Source organism: Amycolatopsis pigmentata (assembly GCF_042684065.1).
In the GTDB taxonomy this organism is placed as follows: Bacteria; Actinomycetota; Actinomycetes; order Mycobacteriales; family Pseudonocardiaceae; genus Amycolatopsis_E; species Amycolatopsis_E pigmentata.
Genome location: NZ_JBHUKR010000020.1, coordinates 194318 through 217388 on the forward strand (window position 1 = coordinate 194318; position 23071 = coordinate 217388).

The 23071-nt window shown below is 68.6% G+C and carries 1 protein-coding gene (only partly in view); it reads right to left on the reverse strand.

Translation table 11 applies throughout. The features are described 5' to 3' along the window. Positions 1–23036, reverse strand: the beginning of a protein-coding gene (locus tag ACFSXZ_RS30555; RefSeq protein WP_378268860.1) for a WXG100-like domain-containing protein. It extends 53749 nt beyond the left edge of the window; 23036 of the gene's 76785 nt are visible here — the first part of the coding sequence; it begins with the start codon at positions 23034–23036; the stop codon falls past the left edge of the window. Positions 23037–23071: the final 35 nt, after the last annotated feature.

The following is a 23071-nucleotide window of genomic DNA, read 5'->3' on the forward strand; positions in this document are numbered from 1 at the left end:
ATCTCCGCCGACAACCGGGTCCAGTATCCCGCGTCGATGAACGGGGCGGGGTTTTCCGCGGTCCCGTCGCGCAGGCTCGCCGCCGCCTTGGGCAGCACTTCCTCGGCAAGCTTCCGTCGCAGCTCGTCCGGGCCCACCGACAGCAGGTTTTCGTGCATCAGTTCGTCGAGCGCCTGATTCACGGCCTTCTTCAAGACCGTGTCGGTGAGCGTCGAGGCGAACGCGTCCGGGTCGATTTGCGAATGCGCCTCGGCGATGACCTCGGCGAGTTCCTTCTCCCCGGCGAGCGCGTCGACGGCGTCGTTCCACACCGTCCTGATGCGGTCACCGGAGAACCAGCCGTGGTTCTTGCCCTTGCCCCCGGGCACGTCTTCGATCGGATGCCGCCGGCCGTCACCGGCCTCCGCGAGTTCCTCCGCCAGTGACGAGAACCGCCGGGTCATCGACCTGCTCATGTGCTCATGCACGGTGTCCCACAGGGTGGGGGCATCCGGGTCGTCCGCCGCGGAGTCGAACGACTTGAACCGGGGATCGTTGCCGAGGACCGAAAGGGCCCGGCGCGCCCAGGGCATGACCGTGTTGGGCAGCGAGTTGCGCTGCACCATCGACCGGATCGTTTCGGCGAACTCCAGCGCGGTGTCGGCGGTCCGGCGCCGGCCCTTCCCGGCGCCTGGTTTCACCAGGCCACCCATCGCTCCCCGGATGCCACGGTCGATGTCGTAGCTCTCGCGGAGCGCGCCGATCAGGTCCCGGAGCAGTTTGGCGGAGTCCACCGGCGGTGGGCCGACCCGCTCGATCGCGTCCTTGGCGATGCCGGGCAGCGAAGCGGTCACCTCGGCCGCCAGCCCGTCGAAGTCCAGGTTCCTCGCGGGAGGACCGAACTTGTTCAGGAAGAAGTTCAGCCGCCTGGCCCGCTCGGCTTCGCCGGAGGGCGGCTTCGGCGGGTCGATGTCCGGGATCCGGTCGCGGTCGGGTTCGAAGAACGCGCGGGAATCCCCGCCCCGCCAGGTCTGGTAGTGCTCGCGGAGATCGCGGGCGAGATCGCGCAAGCGGGCGGCACCGCCGTGGAAGACCGGCCCGCCGGTGCCCGTTTCCGGCCACTTGAACCAGGGATCGTTCCCCCGGCCGAGGCCCGTGGACACGAAGTCTTCCGGAATACCCAGCTTGGCATGGAGATCCGCGACGTGCTCCTGCCGGCCCGCCAGCTCCGGCAGCGCGAACCCTTCACTCCCCGGCGGCACGTAGGTCACCAGCGACCCGTCGAGGGCCGACTCCCGCAGGGCGGTGAGGTCCTCGCCGCGAATACCGAACTGGTTGACGTCCTGGCCCTGGTCGACGTTGAACGTGCGGCGGCCGGACGGGTCGGTGATCCCGGTGGAGGCCGAGGTGACGCGCAGATAGGTGTCCAGCGGGACGAGGAAGGACCGCAGAACCGGATTCACGTCCGGCTTGCCGGCGTTGTCGTGCTGGTACTTCGCGAGCCACTGCACGGCACGCAACGGCCGTCCTGCCCCGGCCCAGAACTGCCCCGCCGACCCGCTGGACACCGTGATCCTGCCCGAGGGGTCCTGGTGGACGTCCTTGTGCTTCCCGCCGGGCTCGACCGGGTTGACTATCGCGGTGTAAATCCGGACGTAATGCCGCCCGGCGACGGTCTCGACATCGAACTCGCCGCGGTGGACGAGTTCGGGCCCCATCGTGGTCGAACCCGGGTAGCTGACCCCGGACCGTCCGATGTGGACATTCTCGCGGGTGGCCAGGTACCGGGTGCCCGCGTCGTCCACCACATGCACCGGACGCCCGGTCACCGGCCCGAACGCCGACCACGTGCCGTCCGGGCCCAGCACATGGATCCGCAGTCCCGCCGCTTCGCCGATCCGCTCCGGATCCGCGTCGCCGGGATGCGCCCGCGCGAACTCTTCCAGCTTCCCCGAAATCCGCGCGAACTCCCGGGGAGCGTCCGTCGGCAGGCTCCGCACGATCGCGTCCCGGATGTTCTCCGCCCGGTCGCCCGGCGAAGGCACGAGAACGTCGAAGTCGTGCACATCCAGTTGCGCCCGCTGTTCCGGAGTGAATTCCTCCCGTGGCACCACGTTCTCGGGCGTCCGGTCGCCCGCGCGGGGTTCGGGGACGTCGCCGCGGGGCGGCACGGGCGGATGGTCGCCGTCCGGTGCCCCGGCACGCTCGGCGTCGACGGCATCGTCGAAGAGTTTCTTCAGCTCCGCGAACTTCGCCCGGTAGTCACGGTCGGCACTCGAATACTCGAACGACCGGCCGTCCTCGCCGGTCTTCAGCGCGCCCGTGGCCGGATCCCGCTCGAACCCGGACTGCGGATCGGGTCCGGCCTCGACCTTGCCGGTCCGGTCGTTGACGAAGGCCGCGTCGCTGGTGTAGGAGGAGTAGTCCGCCTGGTAGTACTGGTGGTACTCCTCGAAGAACTTCCGCACGTCCGTGGCGGAAACCGGCGAGCCGTCCGGGTTGCCCGCCCGCACCGCCAGGTCCCGGATGAACTCGTAGGCGCCCTTCGCGTCCACTCCCCCCTTGGCGCGGAAATAGAACCCGAACGGGTCGGCGTCGACCATGGACCGGACCAGCAGGAACTCACGGGTGTCCGGCCACAGTCCCTCGTGCCGGTTCATCTGTATCACGGCGCCCAGGTGCTCGGGCTCCGCGTCGTGACGATCCTGGTTCTCACCGAAAAGGTTCTTCGAATTCACCTTCTCCATGTCATGGAACAAAATCGCTTTCACCAGCGCGTCACGAGAAACGAAACGGGCACTCTCGTCGTCGTCCCGCGTGAGCTTGAGGAACTGGTTGAGCACCATCTGGGCGTGCTCGCCGAAGGAGTGCGGGCCGGGCTCCGGCTTCACCCGGTATCGCTCGCCCCCGGGCTGCTTGGCGATCACCTCGTCGAACTTCCGGCGCAGCATCTCGTGCGCGTCGGTCTTCCCCGCGTCCAGACCGTCGACAAGCGTGTCCAGGATCTTTTTCGCCGACGTCGGCCGGAGATCACCCACCTCCCGGACGACGGCCGCCGAAACCTCCGCGCCGACCTCCCGCTGCCGCGCGAGCTCCTCCGGGTCATGCCACTGCGTATGCGAACGCTCCTGATTCGCCCGCCAGCGCCCGAACTCGTTCAGGAACGGCCCGTCCTCGGCGGTCCGCGTGTTGAAGTCCGACCGGTTGCGCTTGGCGTCCGCCGCGATCGCCGCGGCGATCTCCGCCTGCGTCGCGAAGTCCGGCACCTTGGCCATGAAGGCGTCGACCTCGCGAGGATCGACCGGCACGAACCCGCGGTTTCCGTCCGGCGGCGCCACGCTGCGCGGATCGACGTTCGCCATCGCCTGCCGCACCAGCTGATCCAGGGCCGGCCCGTCCTCGTTTCCCGCGATGTCCCGTGCCTGGGCCCCGCTGCCGAGGAAGCCCGGCCTGCCGTCGGCGGCGCTCGTCCAGTGCGCGGGCGGCCGCTCGTCGTGGGCCCATTCGGGCAGTGAGGCCGGTGTGGCGCGCTCGGGAATCCGCATGAGCCAGACCGGGCGGTCGGAGCCCCTCGGGTGGACGACCTTGGGAGGCTCGCCGGGCTTGGACAGCGAGCCGTCCTTGAATTCGACGACACCACCGTGCCGGTCGGCGGTCTCGCCGGGTCGCGCCGCGCGATGCGACACGTTGAAGACGTGGCCGAGGTTGCCCTTGCCACCGACGACCACCGCGCTCTCGGCGCCGATCGGCGCGTCTTCCATGATGCCGCGAACGGCGTCGAAGCCGCCTTCGATGTGGTCGTAGTCCCCGCCGAACGCTTCCCGCAGCGCCTCGGCCAGCACCGGTCCCTTGGCGGGCGGCAGGATGAAGGGCTGGCCGAACTTGCCGGTGTTGTAGACGGCGACGGTGGCCGGGGCGCAGTTGAGTTCATGGGCGGGCTCGACCTCCATGCGGCCCGGGTTGGTGAAGACGAGGCCGGGGAAGAAGTCGTCGCGGTAGGCGTCTTCGGTGGAAGGCGAGGTGAAGATGTCCGCGGTCACCAGCCGCGCATCGCCGAGGACGCCGGGGGCGCCCCGTTCTCCGGGAACCGCGCCCCGCGTGCCGGCGAGCGGTCGCAGGCCGTCGTGGTGGGGGCGGTCCTCCCATCCCCGCTGCGACGGCTCTTCCGGCTCCTCGGCCACCGTTTCCAGCCGTGACACGGTCGCCGGCGCTTTCAGCCCGAGTTCTTCCAGCCCCAGGCGGTCGACCGCGAGCGTGATCGGCTCGTCCCGGCCGACGCGGATGGTCTTTTGCCACCCTTCGGGCACCTTCTTGCCACCGTAGAAGGGGGTGATCCGCCAGCGGGGGGTGATCTCCACGAGGTAGAGCGGCCCCTTCGGGCGCTCGCCTCCTGGCTGGCCGGGATCGCGCTCGGTGGAGTGCTGGTGCTGGTCGCCCCAGACGTGCAGGAGCGGGAAGTGGATGGGCTCGACCCCGGTCATCGCGGTCCGGTAGGACCCGATGTTGTCGACCATTCCGCCCCGGGCGTCGCCCATGATGGTCCAGTACGGTTCGAGGCTCTGTTTGCTTCCTCCCGTCTCCATCGCGCGCTCGGAGAGATACCTCGTCAGTTCCTCGCCTTCGAGCACTTTCAGCAGCTTGCGCTGGGTGACGTGCGCGCCGACCAGGACCGACTTGAGCCGGTCACCGTTGCCCTCGTTGACATCGAAGGTGATCTCGTGCTGTTCCCGGGTGAAGGCCTCGGGCAGATGTCCGCGAAGCAGGCCGTCTCCGTGCGCCTCCACCAGCAGTTTGTTCAGAGTCGCCGGCCGCAGCACGGGACGCGGGAGCTGGCCCGGTTCGTTGTATCCGCCGCGAGCCAGCGTTTCGAACGCCGACCGCAGTTTCGGTGCGGCGAACGGCTCGACGAAGATGTTCGCCCTCGTACGGCCGGACGAGTCCACGCTGAACCCCTGCTGCGCACCGGCCCTTTCCTGCTCGGTGTGCCACATTCCGTGGGCCGTGTCGAGCGGGGCGGGCTCGTGCCCGTGCTCCGGGATGGTCTCGTCCATTCCGAGTGTCGAACGGGTCGCCCCGCGCAGGGCGAACTTCGCCTGCCAGGGTTCGCCGAACCGCCGGGCGAAGGCGGGCAACGGCAATCCCAGCCCGTTGAGCCCGCCCTCCACCAACTTCCCGTAGGTGCCGGGACGCTGGTACGGATAGACGTCCACGGTGACGTCGAGGTCGTGCAAGAACTGGACCTTGTCGGCGCTTCGCGTCTCGATCCGGCTGCCGTCGGTCTGCCCGCGCGCCGAGCCGCGCTCGTCGGCGTTGTTCCACTCGGTGCCCACCTCCGCGAGGCTGAGGGTGCCCGGCCCCTTCTTGCCGTTGGCGGCATAGAGACCGAGCCCGGCGGCGTAGTCCGCGGTCCAGGCGGTCTGGACGTTCTCGCTGTTTTCCCCGGTCACATCGGTGCTCCGGGTGGTCCGGGCCCCCTCGATCGTCCGGTGATACCTGCCCTCCCCTGGCTTGGCGCGCAGCACCATGAGTTGTTCGAGCTTGCCGAAGGCGGTCTGGCCGGTCACCAGCACCGGCCATCCGTCAGTGATCAGGTGTTCCAGCAGTGCGTCGTTCCCGGCCGAGGCCAGTTGCGGGCCGAGCACGTCCTCGATCGCCCGCTGGTTGAGGTGATCGATCGCTTCTATCGACGGCGTCTGGAAACGCTTGCCCAGCCTGGCCTTCAGGCGCAGTCCGTCCGCCTCGTCCCGTATCTTTCGCAGGCGCTCATGGACCTCCTGATGGTCCGGACCGCCGCGCCTTCGCACGAGTTCGAGCTCCGCGGATTCGGCATCGAGCGCGTCAAGACGCTCCTTCGCCGCCTTGTCGGCTGCCGTCGCCTGATCCCGGGACCACTTGTCGAGGGCGGTCTTGATGCCGTCGGCAAGCTCCATCGCCGCGTTCAGGCGGTACCAGCGGAGGTTCCCCCTCCCTCTGCCGACGTTGTCCGGCGGACGCACCGGCGGCACGGGACTCTCCGGCGCCGCCGTGACGGGTTCGTGCGTTCCGGCGGCGTCTTCACCGGAATCCACCCGCGTTTCCCGCTCGTAGGCATCCACCTCGGACTTGTTCAGCTTGGCGAGGTCCTGGGGGGCGAGCTTGCCGACGAGGTGGATCTCACTGGCCGGAACCCAGAGCTGGACCCCGTCGCGCACATGGGTCCACTTCGTCTTTTCATACCGCGTCCCGTCGTGCCTGCCTCCGTAAATGTCGATCCAGCGACGCCGCGCTTGTGTCCGGAGCTCGTATTTGACGCCGTAGTTGACCAGATAACCCGGCTCGGTATGGCTCTGCTCGTCCTCGTGGCGCACCTTGGTGCTCTTGTTCCACGCTGTCCGCCGGATGACCCTCGCCGCGAAATCGAAAAGGATCGGGGCGAAGTACACCCCCTTGGCACTCAGCGTCATGAAGTCGCCGACGCCGAACTTCAGCCGGCCCCCGCGCTCCTTGAACGCTCCCGAGACCGAACCGGTGGTCGAGGCGACCTTCTTGGGGAACACCTGACGGTCGGCCCGGCGGACGATCGTCGGGTCGAGGAGGTGGCCCCGTAGCGCGACGCTCCCGTCGAGGTGCCGCAGACCGACCAGCCCGCCGACGTTGTGCGTCTCCAACCGCACTTTGTGCTGGTAGAGCATGGTTTCCTGGAACCGCGCCATCCGCGTCCCCGGCTCGGCCATGGCCTCCAGCTTGTCGACGGCCGCGTCGTTGTCCCCGCTGTCCGGACGGCGATGGTCGTGCGTGCCGAAGACGAACGAGTCGTCGTGCTCGTCGAACGCCTTGGGACGACTGCCGAGGAAGGGCCACTTCAGCCATTCCTTCCACCGTGCCGAGCGGGGCACATCGAGCATCGCGGCCGCGGTGCTCGTCTGCTCCGGTACCGGCTTCAGCCCCTCGAGCTTGTAGTCGGGCGGCAGTTTGCCGGGGCGTGAACGCGTCTCCGGCTCGCCGGGGTCGTGCCAGGTGTCCACCGGGGTTTCGCCGAACCGCTCCGTGCCGGGCCACCAACTGCCGGGGTGAGGCGCGACGGACACGTCGACGTGGCCTTGGATCAGATCACCGTCGTGCCACTGCTCGATCGGTCCCAGATCCGACCGCCGCCCGCCCCTCCACACCGCGAAGTCGGTCGGGTAGCGGAAGCCGTGCGTCTCACCGGGGACGTCGACCTCCTGCTGGTGTTCCAGCTCTTGGGTGATCTGCTCGTCGCGGCCGCTCGCGCGCTTGTAGGTGATCTGGTTGCCGACGAACGCGGCGAGGTCCCCGGACGCGTCGTATTCGACCGCCGCTATCCCGAGGGTCAGGTGCCTGGTCTTGCCGTGGCCGATGCCGACCTGCCGGGTGCCGGTGACCGCGGCGGCGTTCCGCGTGCCTTCGTTCACGCCCAGGTAGGTCGCCTCCGAGCGCTTCATGAACCCCTGCACGAAAAGGTCGCCCGGAGCCCCCCGGTACCACGAGTCGAGCGGCAGCCGCAGCAAGTCGCCGCCGTTGGTCAGCTCACGCACCTTGAGCGGGTCCAGCAGGACTCCGCGGATCAGCGTGGCCAACTCGTTGATCTTGTCGAGCGGGATCTTCCCGCTCTTCGGCGCGGTCCGCAGGAGCCACTGGAAGAGACCCCGTTTCGGGGCGATCACCCCGTCGGCGTTCAACCGGTGCAGGACCCGGCCGGTGATGTCGTTCGCCGTCTCTTCCGTCATCTTGTAGTAGGCGTCGAGCCGGTCAGGGGCCTCGTGCCGCCCGAGACCGGGCGGGTCCTCCTCGGGCGGTGTCGGCTTTTTCTCCGGATCCGTCCGGGACAGCGTGGCGGCGAAATCGGGATCGATCTCCTCCAGCCGGCCCGCGGCCTCCTTCCTGAACTCCCGGTCGAGGTCGGCGAAGGCGGGGATCGGGTCCAGCCATTGCCGGGCAGGCCCGGACTCCGGCGGTGCCGTGTCGGTACGGGTTCCGGCATCCCCGGTAGCGTTCTTCGCGGGCCCTTCGGCGGCACCGATCTGCTTCACGTAATTCCGCCAGAATTCCTCGGAATACTGGTGGAACTCCGTCGTGTGCTGGGGAACCTGGGGCAGCCAGTCCGCGTGGACGAACTCGGGGGCACGCCCCGGAGCGAAACGGACCAGATGGTGCGTCCCGCTCGGCAGGTAGCCGTCGTCGATGGACCGGTAGAGGCGCTTGTCGGCCTCGGTTTCCGGTTCCCAGTACCGGTGCGCGCCGTGGGTGAAGTTCTTGTTGATCGCTTGGAGCCTGCTCATCACGTGCTCGTAGCGACGCTGATCCAGCCGGCGGCCGGTGGCGGCGTCCAGAATTTCGTGGACGTCGATGTCCGCGGCGTAGGGACGGACCTCACCGTCTTCCGTCCGCTCGTGGACGATGGTGTCGCGGAGTTCGACGGTGCCGCGCCGGAGAAGGGTCCGCATCGCCGGATCCTGCTCCTCGAAGGCTTTGAGGCGCTCCAGGTAGCGGGACTCGACCGCTTGCGGACCGCCAGGGACCCGCTCCAGGCGCGGGTCCGCGAGCGAGGGCAACTTCGGCCTGAAGTGGGCGGCCAGCCCCTCGGCCTGCGGCGCGCCGAGCAGGACGTCGATCGCGTTGATGGTCTTGGCCTTGATCAGGGGCGGCTTCGGGAGCGCACTCCCGCTCCGGAGCCACTTCGATGCCGCGTGGTTTCGTTCGCGACCGAGGAAGACGACCTTCTCTTCGTCGACGATGCGTTGGATGTCCCGTTGGTCGCCCTCGTCGTACCCGAAACGCTGCTCGACCTCCCTCTGGATGTCCTCGGGGACCTCGGTCTGCTCGGTACCCCGGCCGCGGCGTTGCCACAGGGTGGCCGTGGCGCCGTCGACGAGGAAGGTCCGGTCGCTGGAGCCGTGCTTGGTGAACGACGGCTCGGGCCTGGCGGGGTCGTCCACCCGCACCACGAACGAGATGTCCGAACGGCGCACGCTCAGCGGGCCGCGCTGGGTCTGCCGCAGCTTGAGGGAGGCGCCGGCGCTGACCGCGTCCATCCGCTGCGTGGCACGGTATCTGTTGTAGGTGCCGCCGGCCGCCTCGCCGGTGGCGCCGGTGATGTCGCCTCCGAGGACCGCGCCACCGTGGCCGCGCCGACGGGTCTGCCCGAGCTGGGACGTGGTCTGGGTACTGGTCTCGTCCTCGTGCTCGATGGTGCCTTCGGTCTCGCGAACGGGCCAGGAGATCGGCGGGCCGCCGTCGGCGCCCCGGAGCCCGACCTGGATCTTCCTGGTCCCCGTCGAGAAGTGGAACACCTCCTCGGCGACACCCCCCGCGAACAACTTTCCGGCGTCGAGGGAGGGAAGCCACTCTTCGCGGAACCGCCGTGCCTCGGGATCGTTATGGGCGAACCCCTCGCGCGTCCCGCGGAAGATCGCGCCGAGCTTGGAAACCGTGGAGGAGAGCCAGTTTCTACCGGACGGCCTGGCCTCGCCGCTGCCGGGGGCACGGCCGGCGATCACCGCGGACACACCGTCGTAGATGTCGCCGAGACCGGAGAACTCGCCGTGTTCGATGGTGCGAGGATCGACCTTCGCGGGCAGCCCCGTGCCTTCGTCGGGCCAGGCCAGGGTGACGTGGTTCTCGACGGTGGAGGTCTGGACTTCGGACTTCCGCCACGGGAACGTGCGCGGCCACCGGACCTCGAGGTCGTAGGTGACGCGGTGCTCGGCCTCCACGGCCGGGATCTCGGACTCGTTGACCTGGACCGTGTGCCTCCGGGACCGGAACACGCCGATGGCCGACGTCAGCCGGTTGACCAACCCGGCCAGCATGAATCGCACGATCACGTAGGGGGTGGGAATCCGGATCCAGAGCGGCTCGAGCAGGGTCGGGGCGTTCTCGGTCGTCGAGTCGATCCCGGGACCGCTCCGGGACCGGCCGGCGTCGAAGTCGGTCCTGGTCTCGCCGATGGCGGTGGGCCTCGCCGGATGGACCTGCTTGACCTTGAGCCGGATCTCGGGGCCGCCGATGTGGGCCTTCTCGCCGAGGTTGACGATGAAACGGCCGTCGAGCGTGTCCTTCTGCCAGCGCTTGTCCAGGTTTTCGTCCGAGAACTCCAGTTCGACCAACCGGCGCCAGGGCGAAGCCTGGCCACCGGTCGCCTTGATGGCGGCCTCGCGGATACCGGCCCACCCGGCCCCGCTGACGAACTTCGGCCGTTGCCTGAGGACCCGGCCGGTGACCTCCTCCGGGGTGCCGATCGCCGGGCGCGGGAGGTCCGGCGGCACGTCGTCCCAAGGCGAACGCGGGGGCGCGTCGGCCGGCGTGGTCCCCTCCCCGTCGCGTGGCGGGGGAATGTCCAGCGCCGGGACATCGTGCGGCGACACGAGTTCTTCGTGCGGCGGGAGGCCTCCTCCCCGGCCGGCACCGAACGAGAAGCCCTCGCCGAGGCCACCACCGGCACCCAGCCCACGGTCCCTTGTGGACGGATGCTCGCCGCCATCGGGTGCGTCGCTCTTCCGGACCGACTCCGGCGGACGGGTCACGTCCGCCGGCCTGGGCATGAACTGCAGGGGCCCGGAAAGATCCGGCCGCCTGAAGGTCTCGCCGTCGAAGTGGTAGACCTTCCCGTCTTCGCGGTCGAAGTGCACCTCTACGGAGCGCGGCCTGGTGGTCCCATCCGGCGCCGCGGCGTGCATCACCAGGAAACCGCGCGGTGCGGAGGCAGAGCGCTGCGCCGCCATCCACCGCTCGACTTCGTCGAGACCGGACACCTTTTCGAAGGTCTCCCTCCGGATGGCGGCGTCCCATCGCAACCGCCTGAACTCGTCGGCGTTGACGATCCGGATGCCCTTGACCTCGGAGGGCTCCAGCGCGTCCCGGGCCGGGGCGACGACCTCCTCCCGGCGCGGCACCGCGGGTGCCGTGTGCATGAAGTACAACTCGCCCGCCAGGTCCGGTCGTTCTCCCACCTGGCCGTCGATGAGATGGACTTGACCGCCGTCGGGGCTGAGGTGCGCGGTGACGGGATACCCGTACCGGGTCCCGTCCGGACCCTCGATCACGCCCATCACGACGCCGTGGGCGTTCGGCCCGTCCTCGCCCATCTTCCGCGCGACCTCGCCGAGGCCTGCCACCGGCCGCAGCCTGGCGGGCCTTCCAGGCACCGGATGCATGTGCTGGAACAGTTCTTCCACCCTCGTGGCGTCCACGGGACGGTCCGCGTGAATGTTCGGTCCCGCGGGACGAGACCGGCCGTCCGCGAGGGCCTGATGGGTCGCGACAAGCACCAAAGGACCGTTCGTGCGGTAGCGCCGGTCCCCGCTTTCCCAGTTCTCGCTGTTGACGTCCCGCACCGGCGCATACCGCGCGGATGCCCCGTCGCCGGCGATGCGGATCCCCTCGACGGCCGAGGGGGCTTCCGGCTCGGGTTCGGCGTGGAACGGACGGTCCACGGCGGGCGCGGTGATCATCACCCACAACTCGCCGGAGGGCCGCGCCCGCTCGAACTTCTGGCCGTCGACGGGATAGAGCTTGTGCGCCACGGGATCGACATGGAAGTTGACGGCGTGCCCGATTCCGTCCCGCACCGTCATCACGACGGCGTGGGCGTTCGTTTCCCCTTGGAAATCGAGCAGGTGCAGGCTGTTCTCGATCTGTTCGAGGGATTCCGCCCTGGTGAACCGTGACGGACGGCCCGGCACGCCGAAATGCCGCTGGAACCACTGTTCCAGCTCCGTGGCCAGCGGGAGCTCTTCTCCGGGGAGAGGGCCGGGCTCGGCCTCGTGGGTGACCCCCGTGGCCATGGTGAGGAAGGTGTTGATGACCGCTGACCGGCAGTTCGTGCGGTAGCGCGGGTCGCCGCTGTCGTAGTTCGGGTTGACCCCGCGCACCGGATCGTAGGAGGGCGGCAACTCGTTGCCGGCCTCCGCTTCATGGTCGGCGAAGGACTCAGGCGGAACGGCCGACTCGTGCGGATACACGGTGCCGTGCGGGGAGACGGACCGCTCGATCGGGTCGTCGGCGGGCGCGGCGTGGCGCGAGGAAGATCCCCCCAGGAAACTCTCGAGAGAGTCCTCTTCGGAGGCTTCCGCCACGTCGAACATCACCCGGCGCGGTTGGGCGGCCGACACCCGGCGCGTGCCGGGCTGTTCGCTGCTCCTCCGTGACATATCCAGGGAACTGCTGTTCCGCGAGGCGTCATCGGAACTCTCCAGGAAGCTGACCAGGCCGTCTCCGTCGACAGCCCGGGACGAGCGGCGTCCTCCCGCCGTGGACAACCGCCGGGCGGGCGCCGGTTCTTCCGCCAACGGCGCCTTTTCCGTCGACGGCGCCTTTTCCGCTGCTCGCGACGACTTGGGTTCGTTCCTGAGCGCGGAACGCCGGGCGATCAGTTCGTCCAATTGCCGTCTGGTGGCGTCGCGCTCCGCCTGGAGCTGCTCGTGGCCCTTCTCGGCGAGCACCTGATGTAACTCGTCCGCGTTGACGCTCTCCATCCGCGTCGTCCAGGCGCGTTGGAGCAGCCGTTCATGGGCCTTCATCGCCTTTTCCAGCTTTTGGATCCGCACGCTGATCTCGGCGTCCGGGTCCTCGCTGATCCGGTCGGGGCGCGGCTCGTCCCGGCGCATGAACTCCGACGCGATGGGGAGACCCGGATGTTCGGGCGCCTTGACGGTGCCCCAGGCCTGTGCGGTCTCCAGCGTGGCGCGAGCGTTCTTCAGCTTCGTTTGGGCATCCGCGAGGCGTTGCGCGCGGGCTTGGTCCTCGGCGCGGTGGTACGCGAGAAGTCCGTCCGGGTCCTGTTCACGAGCCGCTCGGGCTTCCGCTTCGGCGAGCAGCCTCGCCGGTTCCTGCTCCTCCCTCCACCTCTGCGCGTTCCTGGCCCGCTGCGCGTCCAGACGCCGCGCTTCGTCGGCACTGAGATCACCGTGACGTGCGCGCAGCTCCAAGGACGCGTCAGCGGGGTCCTCTGGGAAACGTGCTCGGACGGCTTCGAGGTCGGCGCGGCGGCGCGCGAGGAGTTCGACGGTTTCGGGCCTCAGTTCCGGGACCGGCCGGGCCTCGGCTTCGGCGAGCAGCCTGGCCTGTTCTTCCCTTTCCCGGGACAGCTTCTCGACTTCGGCCCTCGCGGCGTTCAGGTCCTCATGCAACGCCGTGGTGCGGGCTTCGAGCCGGTTCGGCCGGGCGTCGTTTTCGTACTTGCGCGCGATCTCCGCGTCGTACCGGCGCCGGGCCTTCCACCACTCCGCCTCGGCCTTGGCTTCGGCGTCCTTCGCCGCCTGGAGTTCGGCCTCCCGGCGCGTGAATTCCTCGCGCGCGTCGGCATCGAGCAGGATGCTGTCGTGCTCACCGGTCTGGTAGGCGTGGTCGCTCTTGATCGCGAAGTCGAGCTTGTCCTTGAGCGAGCGCAGTTCTTCGTCGGCCGCGGCGAGCCGCCGGCCCGCCTCGTCGCGGTCCCGCCCGAGGTCCGGTACGGCCCTCGATTCCGGGTCCCGCGCCACCACGCGGGCCAGCACGCGCTGCATCTTGTCGAACGTCTCGCGTGCCTTTTCCAGCCGGGCCTGAGCCTCCTCGATCTCGCCGGGCAAACGCCCGAGCGCGCTTTCGACGAGGTCTTGGTGGTCGTTGACCCGCTCCTCGGCCTTGTCGAGTTCCAGCTTCGCCTGGCGGGCGGCGTAGTCACGGCCCATCCGCTTGCGCACGGCGTCGGTCCACGCCTGTCCCTTGGCGTGCAGGTCCTTCGCCGCGTCCTTCAGGGACTTCGTCAGGAAATCCCCGGTCAGGGACTCGGCGATGTCGTTGCGCATCCGCAGGCCCACGCCGTCACGCACGATGAACCGGCGGCCGACCGAGAAACCGTCGGGTGCGTCCTTCGGTGCGCTGACCACAGCCCATTCGATGTCGGAGAGCCGTACCTGGGAAAGCGCGTCCGGATCCTCCTCGAGGCGTTCCTTGCCGGTCGGGTACTCGGAGAAGTAGTTGCGCCGCATCCCGGACTGGGTCAGCACCGCCGTCTCGGGTGCCAGCACCGCACGGGTCTCGGGCAGGGAGTTGACCATGTTGCTCTGCCCGATGTGCCGTTCGCCCCGCTGGTCCGCGCCCTCGGGGTGCAGGCTGCCGGCGAAGAAGGGGACGCTGGGCTTGTTCAGCTCGACCGTGGTGCCGGTCTTGACCTCCGAGGCCGACTTCTCCCTGATCCGGATGCGTTCGTCGTGCTTGCTGCCGCTCAGGTGCGCGAATCGCGAGCCGAGCAGCCGGGCGTGGAACTCCAGGGTGCGCCCGGCGCCGTCCGGCAACGGAATCCTGATGCCCTCCTTCAGGATCCTCCTCGGCAACTGCCCCTTGACCATGGCCGGCGTGATGGCGGAATCCAGCGCCCGCTCGACCTCGGGGGTGAGGGTGACCCCGGCTTCCTTCAGCGTGTCCCGGGCCGCCTGCTTCAACTGCTCGAGGTCACCGAAGTAGTCCTCGACGAAAAGGTCACGCTCGCCCGGGAGATCCGCGGTCGGGGTTCCGTCGTCGAGAAACGCGCGCCAGTGGTCCAGATGCGCGCGGAAACGGCCCCACAGCGGATTACGCACGAACGGTTCGGCGAACCCGAGGTGCTCCTTTTTCGGCGCGGGGAACGAAACCTCGGGGGTCTGCAGGATGTTCGCGTGGTCGGTGACCGTGGTCGAGGCGTATTCCTTGCCGTGCCGCGTGATACTCGCGGTGACTTCGAACTTCCCGCGGTAGGCCGCGACGGGCCCGGAGGTCTCCCCGTGGGTCTGCGATTCGTCGGAATGGACGTACTCCTTCTGCCGCGTCCTGTTGCCGAAGGAGGTCGTGATCGTCTCCCCGAGGCCGGCGGCACCCACCGGTGGGCCCTGGCCCTCGGTCGGCTCCGCGTGGTCCGGTCCGAACTCGTTGACCTTGTGCACCCGGAACAAGCCGCGGATGGTGGTGTTCACCGTCGCCAGCGCGCGGCCACGGCGGCGGGCGAGCTTCTGCTCGACCGTCGACCGGTTGGCGAGTTTGAGCTTCTCCACGTGTTCGATGCCGTGGAACTTCGTTTCGGACAGCTTCGCGGTGAGCGCCAGGTCGTAGGTCTCGCCCGTGAACTGGTTCTCCAGCCGGATGGGGTCGGCCTTGCGGCCGTTCAGCAGGTGGTGCATCGCGCGGTTGACGTTCGACAGGAACGCCTCGACCTCGCGGTGGTTGTCGTTACCCTTCTCGACCAGGCGCACCGGCAGCAGGCGATGCGCGGCGTCCCTGCCGATGGAGCGCTCCAGCTGGCTTCGCAGATCGTTGACCACGTGGGCGAGGTCGATGCGGTCCCGGACGCCACCCAGCCCCAGGGACGGCTTGGCCGATCCGCCCTCGCGCAACGACGCGGGCACCGGGAGCGTCCACTCCGGATGCTCTTCTTCCTTGCGCACCGGGGGTTCGTCGGTGAAGTGATGGTCGAAGTCGTGCCCGAACAGGAGCTCCCACGTGTGCGGGTCCTCTTCGTGCATTTTCCGCCGCTGATCGTCCGTCATCACCTCGAAGAGCTGCTTGCGGGACAGCCAGACCTTCACGGGGATGACGGTCTCGCCCTCGAACCTGTTCGGTTCCGTCTTGTCCAGACCGAACTTGAACGTCCTCGAGTGGTCCACCTGAGCCGCGGCCTTGACCGTGACCTGCAGGTGGGTGAGAAGCCGGGGCTCGGCCATGCCGCCGACGGCGAAACGCTCGGAGGACTCGAGCCCGGTTTCGGTGCTCAGGTCCTTGCTGTAACCGCCCAGCGCGGTGTTGAACCAGAACACCCCCAGACCGCCGACGGCGTTTCCGTCCGCGCCACCGGAATCCCCGAACAGGGGGTTTCCCGACACGGACGGGCTCACCACCATCGCGGCCTGCATGCGGCCGGAATGGCCCTTGCCCTCCCCCGGCCGGTATCCGCTGAGGGCGACCTGTTCGGCGACGATCTGCTGGAACTCTTCGGCCGTCGTGGAGACCTTCTCGACCTTGGGATGGAAGGCGAGCTGCACGGAGCCGCTCACCTTGCCCATGCGGCGGTCCTTGTCCAGACCTTCGATCAAAATGGTCCGGCTGAACAGACTCGGGTCGTTGGCGAGTCTCTCGGGAGACAGGTAGTACGCGAGCGTCTCGTCGATCTTGTCGCCTTCGAACGCGAAGATCGGGTCTTCCTTGCCCTTTCGGATCGACGCCTTGGTCAGCAGGGTCTTGGCCATCCGCTGGACCTGCTCGGCGCCGCGCAGGATGACGATTTCGACGTTGTCGAACAGGTGTGACGCCGGCTTCAGAGGTTCGGGGCCGGCCCGGCGGGCGGTGTCCGGGTGGAACGGCTCGATCACTTCGGCCGCGGTGGGCGGCGTGTCCCGGACCAGCTTTTCCGGGACGGTGAACTTCACCTCGGTGGTCCGCCTCAGTGTCTCGGGCGGCAGGTGCTCGGTGATGTCCTTGAACTTCGGCACATGCAGGCCGGGCTTGCCGAACATGAACTTGCGGGTGCCCCGGTTCTGCTTGGCCGACGCCGTCACCTTGAGCTCGAAGGTCATGTCCGCGGCGAATCGGCGCATCGAGGCGGTGCCGAGTTTGCCTTCCTCGGTGAGGGAGTCTCCGCGTTTGATGTCGACGAAGTTGCCGGAGGCGTCGACCACGTGCGATGACTTGGACCGGCCCGTGGTCACGTGGGGGCCGCCGATGAAGGTGAGGCCCAGGTTCGAGAAACCCAGCATGCCCCGGAATCGCGGGAAACCCACCGAGCCGAACCAGTCCTTGGTCCGGCCGGATCGCATGGCCAGGGTCTCCTTCATGCGGAGCGTCCGGCTCGCGTCCTTCGCCGTGAGCTTCTCACCGTCGCGAATGTTGGCGAACCTGCCCTTGATCGTGGCGTGGTAGCGGTAGTTGTGCCCGAAGCCCTTGCGTTTGAAGACGATCTTGAGGCCGTCCTCGCTGCCGATCACGTTGATCAGGGCGGTGATCTCCCGGCCGGACAGGGCGTCGCGCAGGTCGGTTTCCCCCTTGATGAAGGCCGCGATCTTGGGCGTGAGGTCCCTGGCGAGCTCCTTGTCGGCAAAGCCCTTGATGAAGTTGCTGGTGCTGAGATACCAGCTCCGCCGGAGTTCCGAGGGGAACTCCCGCAGCATCGGCAGGACGGTGTCGTACAACCACGCCTGGTCGGCGCTGGAGATTCCGTCGACCCTGCCCGGGATGAACGCGCGCTCGGGATCCTCCATCTCCGCCGGGCCCCAGTGCTGACGGTTCTCGCCCGAGTTGTAGGTGCCGCGCTCGGCATCGGGGTCCTGGACGGCGTCGACAGCCCGCTTCGCCGCGGCGAGGTAGCCGGTGACGGCGCCGGCTACCGCCTCACCCTTCATGCCCAGCGGCCGCACCTGGAGTTCGTAGACGACCTGGTAGTCGGCGGCGTCGTCGATGCCTTCGAACGCGTCCTTCTTCGCGACCGCCCGGGAGACCGCACGCGTGTGGGTACTCCCGAGGCTCCCACCGAACTGGGCCCCACCGCCCAGCGTGGCGATTCCGGCGTCCACGCCGACGCCCACGAAGGTGTCCGCGCCGAAGCGCCGGACGGTCTTCTTCTCGTCGCTGACCTCGATGTGGGTCCGGTTGGTGTCGGTGATCTTCCGCTCGGCACTGTCTCCCACCCGGTACCACTTGGGTACCAGGCGCGCTTCGACCTGGGTGGCATGGGTGAAGAACTCGAACCCGCCCGCGTTGCGTCCCTTGTACAGCGGGTCCGACTTGACCCAGCCCGCCTCGTCGTGCGGATTGGACCCGGCGAGGGCCAGGTCGTGATGGCGCAGGGTGAAGACCTGCTGGGTGAGGAACTGCCGCAGCAACTGCCTGCCGTGGGAGCCGACCCCCAGCACCTTGGCGTACCGGTCTCCGTACTTCGCGGCCAGCCGGTCGGCGACCTGGTCGAAGAACTCGTGGTCTTCCGGCTCATGCACCACCACGGTTTCCGGGCCATAGTCGCGCGGTAGTTCCTGCCCCGGCTTCAGCCGGAAAATCCCCTGTTCCGCCAGTTTCGCCTCGTCGGCCAGTTTGACCTTGTCGATCATTCCGCCGTGCGCGTACCGAAGAACCTCGGGAGCGGGATCCTTTCCGGTCCGCTCGGTCGGGACCTTCAGGATGATCTTGCCTTCGTCGCTGACGGCGGTGTCACGGATTACGGTGCCGTGCTCGTCGGTGTGGGTGAAGGTGACCTTCTCGCCTCGCTCGTCGATCAGCGAGAGGGTGACCTTCAGCGGCACCGCGACGACGTGGGAATCCCCGAGCTCGACCTGGTAGGACTTGCCGTACTCACCCTTCAGGCCCGTACCGTGCTCCCGGTCCGGCGAAATCGGGATACGCGGGGTGAAATAGACCATCGCGCCGGGAACGGACGTGTACGCCACCGTCGGGGTGATGGCGTAGTCGTAGTACGTGCGGTGGGCGACCACGATCTTCTTCTTGTCCTTCGACTTCGTGGTCTTGGCGCCGGTCTTCGCCTCCATGAGCGGCTCCAGCCGCGACCAGTCCGCTTCGGTCCGCAGCCAGGCTTCGTACTTCTTGCCGTTCCGGGTGGTGATCGTGATCTTCTCGCCCCGCCCGAAGAACCGGAGCGGGTTGGTGTCCAGCACGGTCTGGATGGCGTCGATCTTCTTCCAGTGCCGCACCCCGGGCACGAGCCTGCCCAGCATCCCCTCCAGGGAGACCCGCTCGACGGTCCCGAGCAGTTCGGTCGGGCCGGTCTTGTCGATCGGGGCGCCGCCACGGTTGAACAGCAGGTAGTCGGCCAGCTTCTGGCGGATCCGGTCGGCGAGGCCGCGCGGAGGCCCGGAGCCGGGGTCCGGTTCGGAATCCCGGTCCCGGACCGGTTCCGGCTCCGGTTCGCGCTCGCGGTCCGGTTCCCGTTCCGGCTCGTGCTCCGGCTCGCGTTCCGGTCCCTTCCCCGGTGGCACCTGCCCGTCCGGCTCCCGGTCGGGTTGCCGTTCCGGCTCGTGGTCCGATTCCCGGACCGGTTCCGGTTCGGTTTCGGTCTTCACCGCCCCGTTCAGTGCCGCGTTCGGGAACAGGTCGGTCTTGACCCGCTGGATGCGGTTGTCTTCGGCGATGTCGTCGGGAGAAGCGTTCGCGCGCCAGGATTCCCCGATTCGCACGTCCTCGGGCGGGCGCACGCGTCCACCGGGAAGGCCGGAGAAGTCGGGAACGCCGAACTCCTTCTTCAGGAAGTGCGCCAGTACCACCGCGTCGGCGAAGACCGGCTGCTCCTTCGGCCCGGTGCCCAGCGCGTCGTCCCACCCGTCCAGCAACTTGGCCGCCACGACCGCACGGATGTCGTCCACCACTTGCTTCTGTTCGGGCGTCGCGTCGTGCTTCTGCCAGTTGGTCGAGAACGTGTCACGGGCGGCGATCTTCACGTTCTCGGCGCGATCCCACCGCGCCTTCCCCAGCTTGGCGTTGGCTTCGTCCACCTTCGCGTGCCAGCGGGGCGAGTTCACCGGGTTCGGCGATTCACCGTGGAAGAAGACGGCGCCGACGACGTCGGGCCCGATGCGCAGCAGAGCCTGACGGGTCTCCGCCGGCAACCGGAACAGCGGCACCGGGCCGTCAGGATCGTGGGGCTCCGGCGGCGGGTCCATCGGCGGCCGGGGATCGTGGCCGCGACCACCCTTCGGATCGATCAGCGACGCGCCGTCGGCCCCGCGCGAGCCGTGAAGATGGGCCGGGTCACCGGCGAAAAGGTGCGGTGGCAACAACAACGCGGGCGCGCCGTTGTCCTTGTGGGACGTTCCGGAGCGGTCCTTGTGCGAGGCGGCTGTCCCGCTCTCGGTGTGCGGGCGGTCGGAGGGGTGCGCGTTGTCGTCGGGACGCGTCACCTGCAGCGCGCGACGGGGGCCATCGGCCGGAGGTGCCTGGTCGTGCCTGCCGCCCGACTCCGTGGACACCCGGTCCGGACCGCGTTGCTGCGTGGAACCGTGCTGCGGGTCGGACTTCTGGTCACCGGTCCGGGAGTCGGCGGAATCCGGCGGCCTGGTGGTGCCGGAAGACGTGTCGGTGCGGGTGCCGGAATTCGCCGAGGACTGTGGCCGGTCGGACGAGACCACGTCCGGCTTCTGGGTACCGCTATCCTGCGACGACCGGGAACCGCTGGTGTCCGAAGAGGTCCGCGTGTGATCCGGCGCGCCGTTAACGGTCCGCACGGATGACGCGCCGGAATCCGGCCGGGGCGAGACGGTGGAACGCTGAACCTGCTGGTGGTCCTCCGTGGACGAATGCGTGGTCGTCCGCGTTTCCGGCGCCGAGGTGGTGAGGTGCTTCACCGGGGCGGGCGAGCCGGGCCGTGAGTCCGGGTCGGGTGTGGTCGCCCTCGACACCGGATCGGTCGCCGTCGACCACGAGTCGGAACGGGTGGACGCCGACGAATCCGAGCGAGTCGTCGACCACGACTCCGAACGGGGCAGCGTCGTACGCGGCGACGGCGCGGGCGACGGCCCGTCCGGCGGGGGCGTCGGCGGCCGGGGGCCTGCGGACGAGGCGGAGTCCGCGCCGGGCTTGGACACTGTGGACGGACGCGGCGACGGCGCGGTCGAACCGGAGGGTGCGCTCGACGATTCTGTTCCCCGGCTGCCCGCCGTTCCTCCCTGCGCCTCCGCCTGGCCCGCGGCGGCGGGCCCCGGCCGCGAGCCGGTCCCCGATGCGGAGCTATCGGTCCGGGAGCCGGCCGCGGATCCGTCCGCACCATTGGCCGCTGTGGACGGTCGGCCGGAGGTGCCCGCGGTCTGGGACTGCGGCGCCGACGAGGATGAACCTGACCCGTGTGCGGCAGTCCCGTCGCTCCCGTTCGCGGCCGACTCGGCGGCCGGAGTGACGTTGCTCGAAGACGTGGCGGGGCGTCCGCCGAGGAAGTTCGACAGATTGGGCACGCCGTTGCCGCCCGCGCTCGAAGAAGAACCGGACCGGCCACCGGCCCCGATGTCCATTCCGGACGAACCGCGCCCGGCACCGTTCGCACCAGCGGCAGTCCCGTTCGCACCAGCGGCAGCGCCATGGGAACCCACGGCAGCGCCGTTCGGACCCTGGGCTACCCCATTCGAGTCGTGACCGGCGCCGTTCGCGCCTTGGGGCCCCGACGACACGTAAGGCGCGTTGTCCGAACCCCCGTGAGCGAACGGATTCCCTCCGCTGTCGCTCGTTCCGGTGTGAAGGAAACCCGCGCCGAGCGGGTTCGCCGAGTGGTGGACGGTGATGCCGTCGCCCGGGGAGGCGCTGAACGGAGAGGCCGCCTGCGACGAACCGCCGGAATTCCGCGACGCGGTCGAACCGCCCGTTCCGGCGGCATCGGAGGAACCCCCCGACGCTCCGCCATGACCACCTTGCTCACCGGAAACCGTCTGAGGCCGCGAGTCGCCCGAGCCGGCCGAACCACTGCCACCCGACTCCCCGCCGTGCCCGGTGGAATCGCCGCCGCGGCCGGCGGAATCCTGACCGGAACCGCTTCCGGAGCCGGAACCGTGCCCCGTCGAGCCGCCCGCGCCGCCGCCGTCGTGTCCGTCATGGCCGTCGTCCGAACCGCTGTCACCGTTGAGCGTGCTGGTCTCCGAGCCGGAAAACTCACTGGAGGAGACCGCGGTGGTGTCCCCGGAGGACCAACTGTGCACGCTGGAGGCGTCGTCGCCCTTGCCGAATCCACCATCCTTGCCGTAGAGGCTGCCGGTTTCGCCACCGTCCTCACCGAGTCCGGCATGCTTGCCCAACTGCCCCGAGCCGGCCAGATCACTGATCTTGGTGGCGCCATGGTCGACCTGGCTGAGGTCGAGACCGTTCAGTTTCTCGATCCCGAGTTTCCTCAGATCCATGACGTTCACACTGCTGAGGTCCTTGACGCCCAGGGTCTTCAGATCCGTGAGCTTGAGGTCCTTGAGGTTCAGGCTCTTGAGGGCACCCAGGTTCAGCTTGATTCCCTTGGCACCCTGGGCGCGGCTGAACATGCTCAGCAGACCGGCCCACGCGGGCGATTCCGGCGCGTGCGGGCTGTCGGGGCCCTGGGAGGATCCGTCCGGGAACAGTTTCTGTCCCAGCTCCGAGACCGGGTCCTGAAGCTTGTTGATGATCAGGTTGGAGCCCACACCGCCGAGCGCCATCTGGAAACCGGTGTAGCCGAGGTTTTTGAATGCCTGCGTGCTCCGGGTGAACTGCTTGAGCTGGACCGCCGACATTTCCTTCGTCACGATGTGGTTCAGGTTCGCTCGGAAGTCCTTGGAGATGATGTCGATTCCCCGGGAGAGCGCGCGTCCGGCACCGAACAGGCCACCACCCACGAACCCGAGTACGGCCGAGGAGAACAACGCCTGCCCGTCGACACCGTGGTGCCAATGCTCGCCGTGCCTGTTGGTCTCCGCGTCAGTGATGCCGTCGGCGACGAGATCGACGACGCCCATCATGCCGGCACCGAGCGCCCCGTACTTGACGACGTCGATGCCGAGTTGTTTGATGGCCCCAGGCGCGGCCTTGACCGTGTACTGGGCCCCCTTGGTCACGCCCCGCCCGATCGTCTCACCGAGGGCGGCCAGACCTTCCCGGGTGGTCAGCTTGAGCGCGATCTCCCGGATGCTGATCGAGGCCACTTTCGCCACCAGCTGACGGGCGACGGCCATCAGCCCGATCCGAGCCGCCGCTTCCACGGCCGGCACGAAGATGGCGCCGATCAACGTGTCCAGTAGCTCGATCACGATCAGCAGGGCCATCAGCGCCATGAAGACGAACATGATCTTCGCCTTCTGAATGGCCGCCGCCGTCTGCAAACAAGCATCCGACATCTGCTCCGCGGCATCGATCATCGTCTGGAGGTTGTCCGGGATCTGCTTGTGGTACTGGTCGTAGAGCTGATCGGCGAAATCACCCGACATCGCCTCCTTGATCATGGAGGCTTGGGCCAGATACTGCTCCTTGGCCGCCTTGAGCGCGTCCCGGTAATCCAGCCAGTCGTCCGACATGGCCGACAGTTCCTCTTCGTCGCCCTCCGGCCACTTCATGCCCAGAACGACGTTGAAGAAGTTCTGCAGGCTGTCGGGAAGGTGGATAGCGCCCATCGCTACCCCTCCTTCCTCGACCGTTTCCCGCTCGT